The organism is Streptomyces sp. NPDC001315, from assembly GCF_042896175.1.
GTDB lineage: Bacteria > Actinomycetota > Actinomycetes > Streptomycetales > Streptomycetaceae > Streptomyces.
On the sequence record NZ_JBIAWZ010000002.1, the window covers coordinates 536,197 to 553,980 of the forward strand.

General features: G+C 69.8%; 15 protein-coding genes and 1 pseudogene. 12 read left to right on the plus strand and 4 right to left on the minus strand.

Annotated features, from left to right (window positions below; genetic code table 11):
• The first annotated feature begins 367 nt into the window (after positions 1-367).
• Complete coding sequence (locus tag ACFY16_RS09570; RefSeq protein ID WP_390646711.1) at positions 368-568, plus strand: hypothetical protein; 201 nt, start codon at positions 368-370, stop codon at positions 566-568.
• Here ACFY16_RS09570 and ACFY16_RS09575 read toward each other — a convergent pair.
• A pseudogene (locus tag ACFY16_RS09575) lies at positions 505-849 on the minus strand (Gfo/Idh/MocA family protein); the annotation flags it as partial. The gene ACFY16_RS09570 and the pseudogene ACFY16_RS09575 overlap by 64 nt on opposite strands.
• Positions 850-1,100: 251 nt before the next feature.
• Between ACFY16_RS09575 and ACFY16_RS09580 the strand changes: the two are divergent.
• Positions 1,101-2,327 carry an MFS transporter gene (locus ACFY16_RS09580; protein WP_390646526.1) on the plus strand — a complete coding sequence of 409 codons (1,227 nt, stop codon included), beginning with the start codon at positions 1,101-1,103 and terminating at the stop codon, positions 2,325-2,327.
• A gap of 141 nt (positions 2,328-2,468) precedes the next feature.
• Here the strand turns inward: ACFY16_RS09580 and ACFY16_RS09585 are convergent, their stop codons facing one another.
• A complete protein-coding gene (locus ACFY16_RS09585) occupies positions 2,469-3,197 on the minus strand; it encodes an SDR family oxidoreductase (protein WP_390646527.1) in 729 nt (242 codons plus the stop codon).
• Complete coding sequence (locus ACFY16_RS09590) at positions 3,190-3,825, minus strand: helix-turn-helix domain-containing protein (protein ID WP_390646528.1); 636 nt, start codon at positions 3,823-3,825, stop codon at positions 3,190-3,192. The genes ACFY16_RS09585 and ACFY16_RS09590 overlap by 8 nt, the downstream gene beginning before the upstream one ends.
• A 244-nt stretch (positions 3,826-4,069) precedes the next feature.
• Between ACFY16_RS09590 and ACFY16_RS09595 the strand changes: the two genes are divergently transcribed.
• From ACFY16_RS09595 to ACFY16_RS09640, 10 genes are read left to right on the plus strand one after another with little or no spacing between them, the layout of a single operon-like run.
• Positions 4,070-5,398: an MFS transporter gene (locus ACFY16_RS09595; RefSeq protein WP_390646529.1), complete on the plus strand. Its 1,329-nt coding sequence runs from the start codon at positions 4,070-4,072 to the stop codon at positions 5,396-5,398.
• 46 nt (positions 5,399-5,444) lie between these two features.
• Positions 5,445-6,380, plus strand: a complete 936-nt coding sequence (locus ACFY16_RS09600) for a 3-carboxyethylcatechol 2,3-dioxygenase (protein WP_390646530.1) — start codon at positions 5,445-5,447, stop codon at positions 6,378-6,380.
• Positions 6,377-7,279, plus strand: a complete 903-nt coding sequence (locus tag ACFY16_RS09605) for an alpha/beta fold hydrolase (RefSeq protein WP_390646531.1) — start codon at positions 6,377-6,379, stop codon at positions 7,277-7,279. Before ACFY16_RS09600 ends, ACFY16_RS09605 begins: the two co-directional genes overlap by 4 nt.
• Positions 7,276-8,070: a 2-keto-4-pentenoate hydratase gene (locus ACFY16_RS09610; RefSeq protein WP_390646532.1), complete on the plus strand. Its 795-nt coding sequence runs from the start codon at positions 7,276-7,278 to the stop codon at positions 8,068-8,070. Before ACFY16_RS09605 ends, ACFY16_RS09610 begins: the two co-directional genes overlap by 4 nt.
• 2 nt (positions 8,071-8,072) lie before the next feature.
• Positions 8,073-8,537, plus strand: a complete 465-nt coding sequence (locus tag ACFY16_RS09615; RefSeq protein WP_390646533.1) for a nuclear transport factor 2 family protein — start codon at positions 8,073-8,075, stop codon at positions 8,535-8,537.
• Positions 8,534-9,304, plus strand: coding sequence for an HpcH/HpaI aldolase/citrate lyase family protein (locus tag ACFY16_RS09620; RefSeq protein ID WP_390646534.1), 771 nt, complete (start codon positions 8,534-8,536; stop codon positions 9,302-9,304). The genes ACFY16_RS09615 and ACFY16_RS09620 overlap by 4 nt, the downstream gene beginning before the upstream one ends.
• Positions 9,301-10,914: a bifunctional 3-(3-hydroxy-phenyl)propionate/3-hydroxycinnamic acid hydroxylase gene (locus ACFY16_RS09625; RefSeq protein ID WP_390646535.1), complete on the plus strand. Its 1,614-nt coding sequence runs from the start codon at positions 9,301-9,303 to the stop codon at positions 10,912-10,914. The genes ACFY16_RS09620 and ACFY16_RS09625 overlap by 4 nt, the downstream gene beginning before the upstream one ends.
• 44 nt (positions 10,915-10,958) lie before the next feature.
• The gene (locus tag ACFY16_RS09630; RefSeq protein WP_390646536.1) at positions 10,959-12,947 is read left to right on the plus strand and encodes a flavin-containing monooxygenase; all 1,989 of its coding nucleotides are present in this window, start codon (positions 10,959-10,961) and stop codon (positions 12,945-12,947) included.
• Positions 12,944-14,590, plus strand: coding sequence for an FAD-dependent monooxygenase (locus ACFY16_RS09635; RefSeq protein ID WP_390646537.1), 1,647 nt, complete (start codon positions 12,944-12,946; stop codon positions 14,588-14,590). The genes ACFY16_RS09630 and ACFY16_RS09635 overlap by 4 nt, the downstream gene beginning before the upstream one ends.
• On the plus strand, positions 14,587-15,423 hold the full coding sequence (locus ACFY16_RS09640; RefSeq protein WP_390646538.1) for a fumarylacetoacetate hydrolase family protein: 837 nt from the start codon (positions 14,587-14,589) through the stop codon (positions 15,421-15,423). The genes ACFY16_RS09635 and ACFY16_RS09640 overlap by 4 nt, the downstream gene beginning before the upstream one ends.
• A gap of 1,061 nt (positions 15,424-16,484) precedes the next feature.
• Here the strand turns inward: ACFY16_RS09640 and ACFY16_RS09645 are convergent.
• Complete coding sequence (locus ACFY16_RS09645) at positions 16,485-17,732, minus strand: hypothetical protein (protein ID WP_390646539.1); 1,248 nt, start codon at positions 17,730-17,732, stop codon at positions 16,485-16,487.
• Between the last annotated feature and the right edge of the window lie 52 nt (positions 17,733-17,784).

Below are 17,784 nucleotides of genomic sequence, written 5' to 3' on the forward strand. Positions count from 1 at the left end.
AGTGAAAGGACTGACGTACGACAGGAAGTGACGTGGGACAGGAACTGACGTACGACTTGGGCGCATGGTAAGCGCGCTGCGACCGGGGGCGGAATGCCGGTCGGGAATGCGACGGTACGGGCGGTCAACGGACTGAACGCCCGCTGGGCCCGGGTGGTGGAGGGGGTCGAGGGCGGCACGGTGTTCTCTGCCGCCGCGGTGTGGCCATTGCCGGCCTTCCTCGCGGACGGGGCCGAGGGTGCGGCGCGGGCGGAGCCGGCGGGGGCGTTGGGCGCGCCTGCCGGGGAAGCCGCGCGCGCTCTGCCAGTCCCGGTAGGCCATGAAGGCGAGCGGCCCCATGTCCAGGGAGGCGTAGGCCAGCCGCGGAGTGCCCACCGTCCCGCCGTGGACGGCGTGGATCAGCGTCTGCGCCGAGCGGCTGAAGACCGTCGCCGGCGCACCGGACAGCAGCAGCCCGCGCTGCTCGGCGAGTTCGGCCGGCTCTCTCGCCTCGACCAGCTTCGTGGTCATCGGCTTCTCGCAGTACACGTGCTTCCCGGCGAGCAGGGCCGCCCTGTTCGCCGCGTAGTGCTCCGTCGTCGGCGTGAGGTTCACCACGATCTCGACCCCGGGATCGGAGAGCACCTCCTCGAGTGTGTCGTAGACCCTTCCGCCGTATTCCGCGGTGAAGGACTCGGCCCGCTCGCGGCGTATGTCGTAGGCTCCGGCAACTTCGACCTCGGGATAGTTGGGCAGGGTCGTTCCGTAGAAATCAGCGGCATAACCACAGCCGAGAAAGGCGACACCGGTCCGCCTGTAATTTCCCGTCGACGTGGACGCTTGACCTCCGTCATGTCGTCCACCGAACACAGAGATGATCCGTTCAGAGGCATGCAAGTAACAAGGGAACAGACCCCGGAGGCCGATCTCAATCTTCGGAAGACTTTCGGCCGGTTCTGTACACCCTGGCCGGAAATTGGCAGCCCACGGAGGTTGACAGGCCGTTTAGAACAATTCCCTTGCATGGGGAAAGGAAGGCGTATTCAATAACGCCGCCCGGCCCGGCGCCCGCTCCTCGGCCGTCCGGCCACCGGACCCATCGTGACGGGAAGGACATAACAGTGCCACAGACCGGGAAAACACCCCCGATAAGCCCCTCGGCCGCAGTGATCGTGGTGGTGGCGCTGGCGCTGGCGCTGTTCTCGCTCAGCACGGTCGAGACGCTGCCCGTCGGCCTGCTCCCGCTGATCGCGGAGGACCTGGGGGTGTCCAGGACGGAGGCCGGCCGGCTGGTGACCGGGTACGGCCTCGTCGTGGCGGTCGCGTCGGTACCCCTGACACACCTGGTCCGCCGGATACCGCGACGGGCCCTGCTCGCCTGGCTGCTGGTCCTGTTCGTCGCGGCGAACCTCGTCTCCGCCGCGACCCCGGGCTACTGGGTCCTGCTCGCGGCCCGGATCACCGTCGCGCTCACCCACTCGGTGTTCTGGTCGATCGTCGCGGCGACCGCCGCCGGTCTCTTCTCTCCCGAAGTGCGCGGGCGGGTGGTCGCCGGGCTGTTCTCCGGGCTCTCCCTGGCCAATGTGGTGGGCGTCCCGGCCGGCACCTGGCTGGGCCAGCAGACCGGCTGGCGGGTGCCCTTCCTGGTGATGAGCGCCTTCGGCTTCCTCGCCCTGCTCGCGGTGGTCACGCTGCTGCCGTCCACGACCGGGGAGGAGAGTCACGCCACGACCGGCACCGAACCCAGCCGCCGCCGGTTCCTGGTGCTGATGGCGGCGAATGCCCTGGTGATCTGCGGTGTCTTCGCCGGGTACACCTACATCACCGTCTTCCTCACCGAGGTGACCGGGTTCTCCCAGGCGGCCGTGGCCCCGCTGCTGCTGGCCGCGGGCGTCGCGGGCGTCGCCGGCACCGCCCTGGCCGGCACGGTGGTGGACCGCCGTCCCCGCGGCACGACGGTGCTCACGGTGGCCCTGCTGGCGGCGACGATGTTCGGCCTGTACGTGTTCGGCGGCAGCGCCGTGCCCACCGTCTGCCTGGTCGCACTGCTGGGATTCTCCATGGCCTCGATGATCACGGCACTGCAGAACAGGATCCTCCGTGTGGCACCCGGCAGTACGGAGATCGCCTCGGCCGTCGGCTCGGCGGTCTTCAACGTCGGTATCGCCGGCGGCTCCTTCCTCGGTGGTCTCCTGCTGTCCACCGGCCCCGGTGTACGGGGCGCGGTGCTCGTCGGCGGCCTGCTCGGAGCCTGCGCGGTGGCCGTCCTGCTCGCCGAGCCCTGGGCCGCCCGCCACGAGGCAATCCGGCCCGCCGCCCCGCAACCGGCGCGCGACCTGGCGATCTAGACGATCCAGCTGCACGCGGCGGGCTCCGCCTCGTACGCGGAGTCCTTCGCCCCGGCGTTCCGTGACACGACGGCCGGTCGCACCGGTCAGGCGTCGGTGCTCGGGCATCGCGTACCGGGGCAGAAAGCCCGCCGATGCGCCTCAGACCGACTTGGTCTCTCCACCGTCGACGCGGAGGTTCTGTCCGGTCATATAGGCAGACTCCTCGCCGGCCAGGAAGCGTACGATCCGGGCGGCCTCCGCAGTGCTCTGCGCTCGGCGCAGCGGGATTCCGCTCGTCCACTCCGCCGGGACCACACTGGGGTCGTCCTTGGTCAGCCCGGTGAGTACGTTGTTCATCCGGATGCCTTGCGGGCCGTACTCGTTGGCGTACAGCTTGGTGAAGGAGGCCAGCGCCGCTCGCATCGTCGCTGACACGGGGAACATCGGGCTGGGCTCGAAGGCGCCTGCGGTGGAGATGTTCACGATCGCGCCGCCGCCGGAGGCGATCAGGTGGGGCGTCACGAGGCGGGCCATGCGCACGACGTTCAGCAGGTAGAGGTCGACGCCCTCGGACCATTGCTCGTCCGTGATCTCGAGCACCGGGCCGCGTGCCGCGTGACCGCTGCTGTTGACGACCGCGTCGACCCGGCCGTACCGCGACATCGCGAGGTCGACGCACGCCCGGAGGTCCTCGACGCTGGTGTTCGAGCCGTCCAGGCCGGCGCCACCGAGCGATTCGGCCAGGGCCCGTGCCCGGCCCGACGGCGACATCGCGACCACCCGGTAGCCGTTCGCGGCGAACTCCCGCACGCACGCGGCGCCGATTCCGGATCCGCCGCCGACGACGATCGCGACCTTCTCGGATGCGGACGAGGGGGCCTCAGGCATGCGTGTACCCCTTCAGGCGGGTGGTGACCAGGGACTCGAGCGCGTCGGCGGCCAGCTCGGCGTACCGGGCGAAGTCGATGTCGTCGCCGGCGGCCGCGGCCACGCGGAAGCCGTCGGTGAGCGCGCGCCCCATGACGGCCATGTCGTGCGCCAGCTCTGCCGCGACATCCTCCGGTACCTCCGGGTACGAGGCCCGCACCCGGGAGGTGACGAACTGGAACATCTCCTCTCGGATGGCGAGGTACCGCTGCCGTGCGAGGTTGTCCTGCAGGCGGCGCTCGAATGCGAAGACAAGGCCGATGCTCCAGAACGCGGCGGCCGGCTCGGCCAGGCTCGCGGAGGCTGCCGCCGACTCGCTGATGCTGCGTCGCAGCCGGTCGCGCATGCCACCGTCGGACGCGTTGGCCTGCTTCCAGACCTCGAAGCAGTAGTCGAGCAGCTCGACGAAGAGTTGCTCCTTGTTCTGGAAGTGCCAGTAGACCGATCCGATCGGCAGACCGGCCGCGCGTGCGACATCGGCCATGGTGGTGCCCTCGTACCCGGCCTCGACCGCCTGCGAGAGCACGGCCTCGAGGATCGCCCGTTTCGACACCTCGGACGCCCGGTGGGTCCTTCGCCTCGTGGCCATCGGCCCCCCTCACTGCTCTGCGGACTGCAGTTCTACCAAATTGGCGCCAACCCTTGACACCTGCGGTGGGCACCAGTGATCGTAATGCCGATTCTAGAACACTGCTTCTAGGGAATCGCTGACGGAACGCGACCCGGTGCGCGGTCCACCTCATCCCGGCGGGCCACTGCGATGGCACAGGTCCGCCCGATCCCGAGACAGAGAGGTCTCCATGAGGATCACCGACCACACCCCTCAAGAGAGAATGAGCGGCCTGCAGATCCGCGCCGTCATCGTCGCGATCGCCCTGGTCGTGCTCGACGGCTACGACGTCTCGCTCACGTCGTTCGCAGCCCCCTACATCGAGAAGGGCTTCGGGGTCTCCAAAGCCGAGCTCGGACTCGTCATGTCCGGCGCCCTGATCGGCATGCTCGTGGGCTCGATCATCGTCGCGCCGCTCGCCGACCGCGTCGGCCGGCGCAAGATGGGCGTCATCTCCACCGCGACGATCGCGATCGGCATGCTCATCGGCCCGTTCGCGACGCCGGAGACCGGGACCGGTCCCCTCGTCCTGAGCCGCGTCATCACCGGCATCGGCATCGGCACCCTGGTGGCCGTGGTCGGCGTCATCCTCGCCGAGTACACGGGCAGGCGCGTGTACGCACTGGTGATGGCCGTCTACGCCGCCGCGATCAACATCGGCGGGCTGCTCGGCTCCATGATCGTGGGTCCGATGCTCGGCGCACGCGGCTGGCAGTTCGGCTGGTGGGTCGGGTTCGCCCTGAGCGCGATCGCCGCGGTCGCCACGTTCGCCTTCCTCCCCGAATCGCTCGCCTGGCTCTCCGCGGGCCGTCGCACGGACTCCCTGCAGCGGCTCAACGCGCTCCTGACGAAGATGCGCCGCCCCGCACTCGAAGCGCTCCCGGAGTCGGACTCGGCGGGCGTCAAGGCGAAGGGCTCGCTGCGCACCGTGTTCACCGGGCGGACCGGCTTCTACACGCTACTGATGATCGTCGGGTACGTCGCGTACATGCTCAGCTTCTACTTCATGACGAACTGGGCGCCGAGCACCGTCGCGGACGCCCACCACAACCCGGCGCTCGCCTCGCAGCTCGTCACCGCCTTCAGTATCGGCGGCATCCTCGGCAACGTGCTCTTCGGCTTCCTCGGCGGCAAGCTCAACGTCCGCCTCCTCGCCCCGGTCTTCCTGATCCTGGCCACCGCCGCGCTGTCGCTGTTCGGCATCGTCGGCCCGGGAATGCCGACCGCCTGGTGGACCCTGTTCCTGGCCTCGTTCTTCGTCTGCGCCGGCACCGCCGCCTTCTACGCGATCGTCCCCGCGCTGTACCCGACGCTGGCCCGCTCGACCGGTTTCGGTGTCGTCATCGGCGTCGGCCGGTTCGGCGGCATCGCGGCGCCGATCGTCGGCGGCGCGGCCTTCGACGCGGGCATGGGGATGGGGGCGGCCTTCACCGTCTTCGCCTTGCCCATGCTCGTCGCCGGCCTCTGCGTCCTGGCCCTGCACCTGAACCTGCGCCGCTCCCGCTCCGACGTACCGGATGCCCAGCCCGTGCTCGCCGGTGCTTCCGCGTAGCAGCCGTCCACCACTTCCGAGAAATCCGAGAAAGAGGCACCGCGCCATGCCGCTGGCCGTCGCAGCGCTCTCCCATGCGCCGTCCTTCGGCAACGTCGACCCGGGCGGGGAGACGTTCGCCGAGATCAATGCCGCCATCGACGAGGTCAGGGGGTTCGTCGCCGAGTACGGCCCCGACCTGGTCGTGGTGTTCGGGCCCGACCACTTCAACGGCCAGCTCTACTCGCTGATGACCCCGTGGGTGATAGGTGCCGCCGCCGAAGGCATCGGTGACTACGGCACCACCGCGGGGCCGCTCCCCGTCGACGGCGACGCCGCGCGGGCCTTCCACGCGGCAGTGCTGGGTGAGGGCATCGACATCGGCCGCAGCGAGCGGATGACGGTCGATCACGGCGTGGTCCAGCCGCTCGACTTCGTGTTCGGGAAGGGCTTCACGCAGCCGATCGTGCCGGTGTTCGTGAACGCGATCGGCCTGCCGCTCTCGCCGATGCAGCGGGTGCGGGTGATGGGCGAGGCGTTCGGCCGGGCCGCCCGGGCGATGGACAAGAAGGTGCTGTTCCTCGCCTCGGGAGGCATCTCCCACAGCCCGCCGATCCCACGCTGGGACGGTGCCCCCGACACCGTGCACGAGCGCCTGGTCGCGTACGCGCCCTCGCCCGAGGAGCGGCACGAGCGTGAACAGATGATCGTCAAGGGCATCCAGGCGATCGCCGACGGCAAGGCGCCGAGCGACCCGCTGAACGAGGAGTGGGACACGCTCGTCCTCGATGTGCTCCGCTCCGGCGACCTGAGCCCGGTCGACGGCTGGGAGAACGGCTGGTTCATGGCGGAGGGCGGCTCGGCCGCGCACGAGATGCGCAGCTGGATCGCCGCGTACGCGGCGCTGTCGACCGCCGGCCCGTACCGCCTCGCCGTCGACCACTACTGGGCGGTCGAGAAGTGGGGCGCCGGCTTCGCGATCCAGGCGGCGGTGACCGCATGAGCCGGGCGGGAAAGACGCACTTCGCGACCTTCTGGGAGGAGATCGCGGACCTGGAGCACACGCTGCGGTACGTGGACGCGGGCGGCTACCGCACCCGCGTGCTCGACTTCACCGGAGCGAGCCCCGAGGCGCAGACGGTGGTGCTCGCCAACGGCACCAGCGGCCACATCGAGGCGTGGACGCAGAACATCCGCGCGTTCGTCGAGGCGGGCTTCCGGGTGGTCGGCTACGACTACCCGGGCCACGGGTACACCTCGCTGTCCGACCATCCCCTGGAGATCCGCGACTACGAGGAGCACCTGCTCGCGCTGCTGGACGCACTGGCACTTCAGCGCGTGCACCTCGCCGGTGAGTCGCTCGGGGGCTGGCTCGCGCTGAAGTTCGCGCCGAAGCACCCCGACCGGCTGCACACGGTGATCCTGTCCGCACCGGGCGGGCGGATGGTCGAGGAGCCGCGGCTGGACAGGACGCAGTCGGTGAGCGCCCAGGCGGTGAGCGAGCCGACCTTCGACAACGTGAAGAAGCGCCTGCAGGTCGTCATCCACGATCCGGAGAAGATCACCGACGAGCTCGTACGCGTCCGCCAGGCGATCTATGCCCGCGACGGGTTCAGCATGGCGAACGTGTCCGCCCTGCGGGAGCCGGAGCGGCGCCGGCGCAACCGGGTCACGGACGACGACTTCGCGGCGCTCCCGGTCCCGGCCCTGATGGTGTGGACCGACAACGAGCCGACCGGCGACGAGGCCGAGGGCGAGCGCCTGTGCGGGCTGATCCCGGACGGCGAGTACCTGCTGATCCGCGGCGCCGCGCACTGGCCGCAGTGGGAGGGCGCCGCGGAGTTCGACGCCGCGGCGGTCGCCTTCCTGAAGAAGCATGCCGAACGAAAGGACCACCGGTGAGCGTCGCCCAGGAGACCGTCAACCGGATCGCGCGCGAGCTGTTCGAGGCGAAGCGCGACGTGTACACCGTGCCGTACGTGAGCCCCAGACTCCCCGAGCGCGATCTCGACGCGGCCTACGCGATCTCCGCCGAGTTCGCCGCCCTCCGCGAGCGGGAGCTGGGCGTGAAGCGGGTGGGCCGCAAGGTCGGCCTGACCAACCCCCTCGTACAGCAGCGCGTGGGCATCTCCGAGCCCGACTACGGGATCATCCACGACGACATGGTGCACGCCTCGGGAACGCACCTTCCGCTGTCCCGGTACAACCGCCTGCTGATCGAGGCGGAGGTCGCGTTCGTGCTGAAGGCCGACATCCTCGAGGCCACCCGCGAGACCGTCGAGGCCGCGATCGACTACGTGACCCCCGCCTTCGAGGTCGTCGACTTCCGCTACGACGGGTCGGTCGGACAGATCGTCGACACCATCGCCGACAACGCCGGCTGCAGCGGCATCGTCCTCGGCGAGGAGCGGCACCCGTACGGCGAAGTCGACCTGACCGAGGTGGAGATGGTCATCACGGGCGGCGACACCGAGATCACCCGGGGCGTCGGCAGCAACGTCCTCGAGGGCCCGGTCAACGCGGTGATCTGGCTGGCCGAGACCGCGATCCGTACGGGCGAGCCGCTGCGCGCCGGCGAGGTGCTGCTGTCCGGGTCCATCGGCTACATCGAGCCGTGGCCCGCCGACGTCGAGTGCGTCGCCACCATCACCGGACTCGGTCGCGTCGTCGCGACCGCGGATTCGAAAGGCTGAACATGAGCGACTACCGCCCCGTCGACGCCATCACCCGCGTCGAGATCGAGCAGCTCATCGCCGAGATGCTGTACCGCCTCGACCACAACCGGGCGGACACCACCTGGGAGCTGTACACCGAGGACGGCGTCTCGGTCGGCCCGATGGGTGACATGGACCGCGAGGCCATGAAGGCCTGGGGTGCCAAGCGCGCCAAGCAGACCGACATCGTCGGCCGGCACTTCATCGGCGGGATCCGCCTCGTGCGGGACGGCGAGGAGGTCGAGGGAACGGTGCAGTACCTGACGTTCCGCGACACCAACGAGCCGCAGACGCAGCCCGCTTCGGTCGGCGAGTTCCGCGAGCGGTACCGGAAGGTCGACGGGCAATGGCGGTTCGCCCGCCGCGAGATCGTGCCGGTCTTCGGCGGCCTGGCGGCCGCGGCGCACGCCGCGCGGCTGGCCGGGCGAGAGGGGGCGGCGCAGTGAAGCAGGCGGCTCTCGGCGGCGGGCACCCTGTCCTCTACCACCAGTCGGTCCCCTCGTTCTCGATGCCGGAGTGGGCTGCGGCAGCCGGCTACGACGGGGTGGTCCTCGACCTCCAGCACGGCGAACTGGGGCTGGAGGCGGCATGCGGGATCCTGCGCTCGATTCCGCGGGACAACGCGTACGCGTACGCGCGCGTGGGTTCGCTGGATCCGGCCCCGGTCCTGCGGCTGCTCGACAGCGGGGCCCGCGGCATCGTCGCGCCCACCGTCGAGTCCCGGTCCCAGACCGAGGCCCTGGTCGCCGCCGTCAAGTACCCGCCGGTCGGGAACCGCAGCCTGGGTCCGTCCAGGCCGGCGCTGTACCCGGGTGACTCGTACACCGAGGCCGGCAACCGCGCGGTGTCCGCCATCGCCCAGATCGAGACGAAGGCCGGCGTCGACCGTGCCGAGGAGATCGTCTCCACCCCGGGCCTGGACTCGGTCTACATCGGGCCGGCCGACCTGGCCGTCTCCTACGGTCTGCCCGGACGCGGCGACTGGGAGGACGGCCCCGTGCGCGAGGCGATCGCGTACCTGCGGGAGGTGACGACCGCGCACGGCGTCACCCTCGGCATCTACTCCGGCCGACCGGACTACGCGGCCGGCCTGTTCGCCGACGGCCTCGTCGACTACGTGGGCCTCGGCATCGATCTCGTCCTGCTGAACCGCGCGTTCGGCGACACCATCGCCGCGCTCGACTCGGCACGATCCACTGGGAGCACCTCATGACCACCGCTTGCGACGTCCTCGTCGTCGGCGCGGGCCCCGTCGGCCTGACCCTGGCCAACCTGCTCGGGCAGCAGGGCATCGACGTCCTCGTCGTCGAGCGGGAGCACGAACTCGTCGACTACCCGCGGGCCGTGGGCATCGACGACGAGGCACTGCGCGCGATGCAGACCGCGGCCCTGGTCGACGAGGTGCTTCCCCACACGATCCCCGACCAGAAGATCTACATGGTCAACGGGGACCGGACGATCCTCTCCGAAGTGAACCCGACGACGCGCGAGTTCGGCTGGCCGCGGCGCAACGGCTTCGTGCAACCGCTGGTCGACCAGGTGCTGCTCGCCGGCCTGGACCGGTTCCCGAACGCCACCGCACGCTTCGGTGCCGAGGTCGTGGACCTGACCGAGGACGCGGACGGCGTGGTCGCCACCCTCGCGAACGGCGAGACGGTGCGCGCGCTGTACGTCGTCGCCGCCGAGGGCGGAGCCTCGCCCACCCGCAAGCGCCTGGGCATCTCGTTCGAGGGCGAGACCCGGCCGACCGACGGCATCGTGATCGACGTCGCCAACGACCCGATCGGCACGCCCCATGCCGTCTTCGGCGGGGATCCGGCCCGTAGCTACGCCTCCATCGGCCTGCCGCACGGCATCAGACGCTGGGAGTTCACGCTCTTCGAGGACGAGACCGCCGACCTCGTCGACGACGACGCGTACATCTTCGACCTGCTGGCACCGCACGTGCCGGACCCGTCCAAGCTCGACATCATCCGCCGCCGCGTCTACCGGCACCACGCCCGTATCGCCGGGCGGTTCCGGCACGGGCGGATCTTCCTCGCCGGCGACGCCGCCCATGTCATGCCGGTCGTCGGCGGCCAGGGCTGGAACTCCGGGATCCGCGACGCCTTCAACCTCGGCTGGAAGCTGGCCGCCGTCGTCAAGGGCCGCTCCGGGGACGGGCTGCTGGACACGTACGAGACCGAGCGGCTCGGCCACGTCAGGCAGATGGTGGCGGTCTCCCTCGGGATGGCGAAGGAGATGACGGACCACGATCCGGTCAAGGCCGCCGAGCGCGACCGGATAGCGGCCAACCGCACCCCCGAGGAGCGGGAGGCGCAGAAGCGGCAGGCGTTCAAGCCCCAACCGAAGTTCGAACAGGGCGTCGTGGTGCACACGCCGCTGCCGGCGTTCAAGACGCTGCCGGCCCGCGACGTGCCGCGTCTCGCCGGCTCGATCTTCCCGCAGCCGCGGTCCACCGACGCGGACGGCGTGGAGATGCTGCTCGACGAGGCCACCGGGCAGGGCTGGCGTGTGATCACCTGGAACAACGACCCGACGGTCTTCCTGGCGGCAGAGCGGCTCGCCGTGCTCGATCGCCTCGGCGCCCGCCTCGTGCAAGTGGTGCCGAAGGCGCAGCTGCCGTGGGCGCGCAAACAGGCTGCGGCCGGCACCACCCTCGTCGGCGACCTCGGCGGGGAGACAAGCCTGCAGACCTGGTTCGACGCACGCCCGGTCGGCGCCGTCATCGTCCGCCCCGACCATGTGATCGCCGCCGAGTGCCTAGCCCAAGAACTCGACGACGTACTCGGCAAGGTCTTCGAGGCCGCCTGCATCGCGTGATCCCGGCATACCCCCGAGAGAACCCCGAACACGATGGAGGGCTGATGACCGACCCGAGCGAGGTCGCCCAGATCGACGACGTGTACTGGCGCGACGAGTACACGCCCATCACGGAGGACGACTCCTTCCTCGAACGCATCGTCGCAGAGGCCGACCTGCCGTCGCTGCTCACGGCGCTGGCAGCTCTGACCGGAGATCACACGCTGATCCCGGCGGAGCTGCGCCCCCCGCTTCCTCCCGTCGACACGACCCCGCCTGCTCACGGCGGCATGAGCGGGGCCGCGCAGGCGCATGCGCGTCAGCTCGCGCTGTCCGCGCTCAAGCGCGTCCGCGACGAGGGGCTCACCCGGCCCCGTCTGCTGGAGCCCGAGGAAGCACGCACCATTGTCGACTTCATCACGGGCGGGGCGAGTGCCGAGGATGCGGCACTGATGATGCACGAGCTCGACCTGGTCGCGCAGCGTCCGGGAGCACCGACCTGGCACATCGACGAGGTCGCCCCCGACCGCGACTTCGACGTCGCGGTCATCGGCACCGGGATGAGCGGCATCGCAACGATGTACCGGCTCAAGCAGGCGGGCGTACGGTTCGTCGCGTTCGAGAAGCACCCCGAGGTCGGCGGCACCTGGTGGGCCAACACCTACCCGGGCGTACGTCTCGACACCCCGACCTTCGGCTACAGCTTCTCCTTCGCCCAGCGGGCCGACTGGCCCGACGCGTACGCCGAGGGCGCGGAGATCGAGGCGTACGCCGTCGACATCGTCGATCGCGCCAAGCTGCGCGAGCACATCGAGTTCGACACCGAGGTCATCTCGATGACCTGGGACGAGGCATCGGCCACCTGGGAGGTCGTCGTACGGCGCGACGGCGTCGAGCAGTACCGGCGGTTCCACGCCGTCATCGCCGCGACCGGGCAACTGGAGAAGCCGAACATCCCGGAGATCCCCGGACAGGACGACTTCGGCGGCGTGCAGATGCACTCCGCGCGGTGGGACCACGACGTGGACCTGACCGGGAAGCGCGTCGCGGTGGTCGGCACCGGCGCCAGCGCCTACCAGATCGTCCCGAGCATCATCGACCGCGTCGCCCACCTCGATGTCTTCCAGCGGTCCGGACCGTGGACGGTTCCCGCCCCGAACTACCACGACCCGACACCGCCGGCCCTGGCCTGGCTCGGCGAGCACGTCCCGCACTACGGGCAGTGGTTCCGCTTCCAGGCGTTCTGGGGTGCGCGCACGGGACGGCTGCACACCGTCATGGTCGATCCGGAGTGGGACCGCACCGACTCGGTATCGGCGACCAACCTGCGGGTGCGTGAGGCACTCACCGCGATCATGCGTGAGCAGTGGGCGGACCGTCCCGACATGCTCGATGTCGTGGTGCCCGCGTATCCCCCCGGCGGCAAGCGCATGCTCCGCGACAACGGCGTGTGGGCGCGCGCACTGCACCGGGAGCACGCCGAGCTCGTCACCTCCCCGATCGAGCGGTTCACGTCCGACGGCATCGTCACCGCCGACGGCGAGCACCACCCGGTCGACGTCGTGATCTACGCGACCGGGTTCAAGGCGTCCGACTACCTCGACCCGATCGTGGTCACCGGACCGTCCGGGCAGACCCTGAAGGAGCACTGGAACGGTGATGCCACAGCCTGGGCAGGTGTCGCCGTACCCGGCTTCCCGAATCTCTTCCTCATCCAGGGGCCCAACACGAACTACGTGGTACACGGCCAGTTCCACTTCATGATCGAGTGCGGGGTCGAGTTCACCACCGAGGCGATCCACCAGATGCTGCGCCGCGGGGCGGCGTCGCTCGAGGTCAAGCAGGAGACCCTGGACCGCTTCCTCGCGTGGATCGACCAGGGCAACGCCGAGCGCGCGTGGGGGCAGCCGCAGGTACGCACCTGGTACAAGAACTCCCGCGGCCGGGTCTCGCAGGTATGGCCGTACAGCCATCTGGAGTACTGGGAGCTGACACGGGGCGCCGACTTCGGCACCCACTTCACGCTCCGCCCACGACCGGAGGCGACGTCGTGACCACGCGGCGTGACGTGCTCGTGGTGGGTGCCGGTCCGATCGGGCTCGTCGCCGCTCTCCTGCTCGCCGATGCGGGGGTGCGTACGACGCTCGTGGAGAAGGAGACCGAACCGGGCGACCTGCCTCGCGCGATCAGCCTCCAGGACGAGTCGTTCCGCACCCTTGAGCAGCTCGGTGTGGCCGACGCGCTCAAGGCCGAGTCCCTGCTTGACACCGGCAGTCGCTACTTCGGGCTCGGGGACCGCCTCCTGCTCGAGGCGAGGCCGGTCGCGTCGCGGCTGGGGCACCCCGCCAAGACCCAGTTCGACCAGCCGCTCCTGGAGCGGCTGCTGTGGGAGCGAGCAGTCGCGCACGAGGGGCTCGAGTTCCTGCGCGGCGCCGAGGCGACCGCGATCACGCAGGACAGCGACGGGGTCGGCGTGACCGTGACGATCGGAGAGAAGACGCGGACTCTGACCGCCGACTGGCTGATCGGCGCCGACGGCGGACGCAGCTTCACCCGCCGGGCGGTCGGGATCGATCTGGCCGGTACCACCCAACCGCAGCGGTGGATCGTCGTCGATCTGCACAACGAGCCGCGCACGCGGGACCCGTTCGCCGAATTCCACGGCGACGGGGAGCGGCCGTACGTGCTCGTGCCCGGCGTCAAGGGACGCCTGCGGATCGAGTTCATGCTCTTCGACGACGAGGACCCCGAGGAGATGACGACGCCGGAGCGGATCCGCGAGCTGGTCGTGCCGCGCTTCCGGGCCGAGCTGGCGCCGGACGACGTGCGCCGCGCGGTCGTGTACATCGCGCACCAGCGTGTCGCGCGGACGTACCGTGCGGGGCGCACGTTCCTCGTCGGCGACGCCGCGCACCTGATGCCGCCGTTCGCGGGCCAGGGCCTGAACGCCGGTATCCGCGACGCGGTTAACCTCACCTGGAAGCTGATCGAGGCGATCAGGGGCGGCGCGACCGAGCGGCTGCTGGACTCGTACGAGGTCGAGCGCCGCACCCACGGAGCCGCGATGGTGACGGTCTCGCGCCGCATCGGCGCAGTCGTCATGGCGACCCACCCGGTGGTCACGCGCGTACGCGACACCGTCGTCCGCACGGTCAGCCTGATCCCCCGCGTACGCGAATTCCTCGCCAACATGCGCTTCATCGCACCACCCGACTACACCGCCGGAGTCGCCGTCGCGGCCCACGACGTCACCCTCGACACCGTGACCGTCGGCCGCGCTCTGAGCCAACCGGTCGTACGCGACGCCACCGGTGCCGAACGCGGACTCGACGCCCACCTCGGGAGCGGATGGATGCTGTTGCAGATCGGAGGTCCGCCCGACGCCGCGGTCGATGCGTACTGGGACGCGATCGGCGCGAACCGGCTGTGCGTCCGCGCACCGGACGGCGAGCCGATCGACGGCATGGTCACCGAGACCACCGCCGTACTCACCTCCGGCGCCGGCACCCTTCCGGTCTTCGTCGCGGTACGTCCCGACCGCTACGTCGCGGCGGTGTTCGACTCCGCCGGAGAGCAACGCGTCGTCGAGGGCCTCCGCGCCTTCATCGACGACCGCTCCCGACGGACTGATCCGTACTCCGGAATCCCGCACTCTCGCCCACCACTGAACCCACCACTGAACAGGAGCACCCGATGAGCAAGTTCGTCAGCTACTACCGCGCCGACCACAGCATCGCCTGGGGGCGTCTCGACGCCGAGACCGTCTATGACGCGACCCCGACAGCACCTTCGCTCGCTGAGGCCATCGCAGCCGGCGCCCTCGATTCCCTGGCGCACTACACCGACCACCCGGTGGCGCTCAGCGATGTGCGGCTCGCACCGGTCATCCCGGAGCCTGGCAAGATCATCTGCATCGGAGTCAACTACCGCACCCACCAGGACGAGATCGGCAAGGCGGCTCCCCAGGCCCCGGTCGTCTTCGCCCGCTACGCCGACAGCCAGATCGGGCACGGCGAGGACGCCCTCAAGCCGGCGCACTCCGCGCAGTTCGACTACGAGGGCGAGGTGGCTCTGATCATCTCCAAGCCCGCGCATCAGGTCTCCAAGACCGAGGCCTACGACCACATCGCCGGCTATGCCGTGTACAACGACTTCTCGGTGCGCGACTGGCAGCGTGCCGCCAGTCAGTGGCTGCCTGGCAAGACCTGGCCGGGGACCGGTGGCTTCGGTCCTTGTCTGGTGACGGCCGACGAGGTCGGCGATGTCACCGAACTCGAGCTCACGACCCGGGTCAACGGTGAGATACGCCAGCACGGCAAGGTCGCCGACCTGATCAACGATATTCCGTCGATCATCGAGTACGTCACCGCGTTCACTCCGCTCTCCCCCGGCGACGTCATCGTCACCGGCACGCCGGGCGGTGTCGGACTCTTCATGGAGCCGCCGGGATTCATCGTCGACGGTGACGTCGTCGAAGTCGAAGTCAGCAAGCTCGGGACGCTTCGTAACACCGTCCGCGACGTCTCCTGACCGGGTGCAATAAAAAACCGCGCGGGCGCGGTCGCCGTAGGTGGTTTCGACGGGGCAACCGCGTCCCGCGACGGTGAACGCGGCCATGTCCGCGTTCTCGTGCGACTCCGTCGCCGGGTCCACGGCAACGACGACGCGTCGCAGCTCGGGCAGGTGGGCGCCATGGGGCCAGAAGCCTTCGACTTCCAGCATCCAGCCAGGTCAGCTTCAGCGTGGTATCGCCGAGCGACGAGTTGTACTTCACCACCTGTTCCGGCGGGACCACGTGTGGCGCGTCATGATCGCCGATGAACGAAGAGCCAAGTCCCACCTTGGCCAGGCGGCTTGACAAGACACAGAGGCACCCCGGGTGGCCGGCGAAGCCCGTCGAGCCCGCCACCGCACCCCGCCACCCGGGCGGCGACAGGACCGTTCACGCCGCCCGGTCAGGGGGCGCCGATTGCCCGAAACGCTCGGCCCCGCGGGCATGCATGGACGCCACCTCCGCACCGACCACCAGTCAGCGTCATCCAGCCGGGATCCAAGCCGGCGTGCGGAGAACGACGGGTGACGACAGGTGACGAAGTGTCACGTCATCCAGCCGGGATCCAGCCACGGGCACGCGAACGGGGTCGACCCGAACTCGGGCCGACCCCGCCTGACCTGGCAGTTTGCTAATTCGCCGGATCCACGGTGATGCATGGCCTATACATTGAAGCGGGATGCCTGCCAGCCGATCCTGACCTGCGACGGAGCCCCGTCCAGGGCCCTGACCAGGGATTTCTACGTTGATGTGCGTTGGACTCCGACGGGCGTTTGCGGGTGTCCTGCGGACTGTCTGCGGACTCGCCGGGCCTCCGTACGTGCCGGAGATCCGTGGCATGCCACCCGCCCGTCGATGAGGGCGGGTCGTGTCCACGGGGTTGGGGTACCGACTGAAACGGCTCCTCAACGGCACAACCAGGTGCAGCCGCCCTTCGGTGACGTCCTGGAATCGGGCGACAGGGTGGACCGGGGACGACACTGCACACGCGCGGCCGCCTCGAAGCCAGGGTGGAAGCCGTGGTCGAGGCGAGCGGCAGTCAGGTCGTCTGCCGGAGGGATATGACCTCGCCCTCCTTTCCGGCATGCCGGAGGATGGCAGTTTCCGCTGCACGATAGTTGTGCAGGATCCGGGCGATAAGCGTCACGCCGAGTGCGAGGTCGTCTCGGATCAGGAGGTTGAGGTGGTCTTCCACGTGGACGTAGCCGCCACCCTCCGGCCGTGACATGCTGCCGCCGACTTCTGCATCGCCGAGACCGGCTTCCTGAAGGGCGGTGCTGAGCTCCCCGGCGACCTGCTGACCGAAGCGCCACGGCCTTCCCGCCACGGGGAGGGTGAGCGACAGCCGCCAGGATCTGCCGGCGGACAGCGGGCTCGGGCCGAACCAGCGGGGCACAAGCTTGCCCTGCGGCAGGCCGCTCAGGGTTTCCACGGCCCAGCAGGCCTCTGCCCGGTCACCAGGTTGAGCGACCGCGCGCATCAGGACGGGATGGGTGTACCCGGCGGCGGAGAGTGCGTCGGCCAGCGCGGCCAGGTGCTCGTATCCATCGGGCGCGGTGCAACGGTCGAGGGCCTGCCGTACTGCCGGAGCCCTTAGCGTGCGGTCCCCAACCGCTGCGTCCAAGCGCTCTCGGGCGTGGGCGAGCAGCGCCGACCACGCAGCGAACGGAAAGTCCTCCGAGTCCGGCGCACGGAGGGAGTACAGCGGCAGGCCGTCGTCGCCGTGCTGGTCGACGGCTCGGTGGCCGTCGGTCCGGCTGGTCCACACAACCCCAGTGCCGCGCAGATCCCGCAGGTCGAACCAGTCGCGTGTCTCCGCCCGCACCCCGCCTTCCCCGTCCCCGGGCCGCATCAGCTCGAACGCCGCGTCCACCAGCGGCGTGACCCTGTCCAGGTCGTCTAACTCCGCCAGGAACGCGAAGCGGCACAGCAACGCCAGCATCGGCCCGGGATGCCGCAGCTCCGGGTCGTGCAGGGCGACTACGCGGCACAGCAGGTCCAGCTCCGGCCAGGGCATCACGTGCGGGTGGAAGTGGGCCTGGTCGTCCCAGCCCACCGTCACCGGTTCCGGAAGGCCTGGGGCCGCCAGGGCAAGACCGACGTACTCCAGCCCGAGCGTCAGGTCGAGTATCAGCGCGAAACCGCCTCCCAGCTGGAATCGGGCAACATGCGATTCCTGGTCATCCACGTCCTCGTCGTAGACGTCGGGTGCGTCGTCGTCGAATAGGTACACGGGCCAGAAGTCCGGCTCGGCCATACGGGCCGCCAGTGCGTCATCGAGAGGCATGCGGTCACAATAAAACCGCTCTGCTGACCAGGCGATCTGCCTCGAACAGACG

Excerpts from the sequence above, each read along its gene's own strand:
- ACFY16_RS09585 (WP_390646527.1), bottom strand. The coding sequence starts at position 3,197 with ATGCCTGAGGCCCCCTCGTCCGCATCCGAGAAGGTCGCGATCGTCGTC.
- ACFY16_RS09640 (WP_390646538.1), top strand. The coding sequence starts at position 14,587 with ATGAGCAAGTTCGTCAGCTACTACCGCGCCGACCACAGCATCGCCTGG.
- ACFY16_RS09595 (WP_390646529.1), top strand. The coding sequence starts at position 4,070 with ATGAGCGGCCTGCAGATCCGCGCCGTCATCGTCGCGATCGCCCTGGTC.
- ACFY16_RS09625 (WP_390646535.1), top strand. The coding sequence starts at position 9,301 with ATGACCACCGCTTGCGACGTCCTCGTCGTCGGCGCGGGCCCCGTCGGC.
- ACFY16_RS09615 (WP_390646533.1), top strand. The coding sequence starts at position 8,073 with ATGAGCGACTACCGCCCCGTCGACGCCATCACCCGCGTCGAGATCGAG.
- ACFY16_RS09645 (WP_390646539.1), bottom strand. The coding sequence starts at position 17,732 with ATGCCTCTCGATGACGCACTGGCGGCCCGTATGGCCGAGCCGGACTTC.
- ACFY16_RS09630 (WP_390646536.1), top strand. The coding sequence starts at position 10,959 with ATGACCGACCCGAGCGAGGTCGCCCAGATCGACGACGTGTACTGGCGC.
- ACFY16_RS09605 (WP_390646531.1), top strand. The coding sequence starts at position 6,377 with ATGAGCCGGGCGGGAAAGACGCACTTCGCGACCTTCTGGGAGGAGATC.
- ACFY16_RS09590 (WP_390646528.1), bottom strand. The coding sequence starts at position 3,825 with ATGGCCACGAGGCGAAGGACCCACCGGGCGTCCGAGGTGTCGAAACGG.
- ACFY16_RS09600 (WP_390646530.1), top strand. The coding sequence starts at position 5,445 with ATGCCGCTGGCCGTCGCAGCGCTCTCCCATGCGCCGTCCTTCGGCAAC.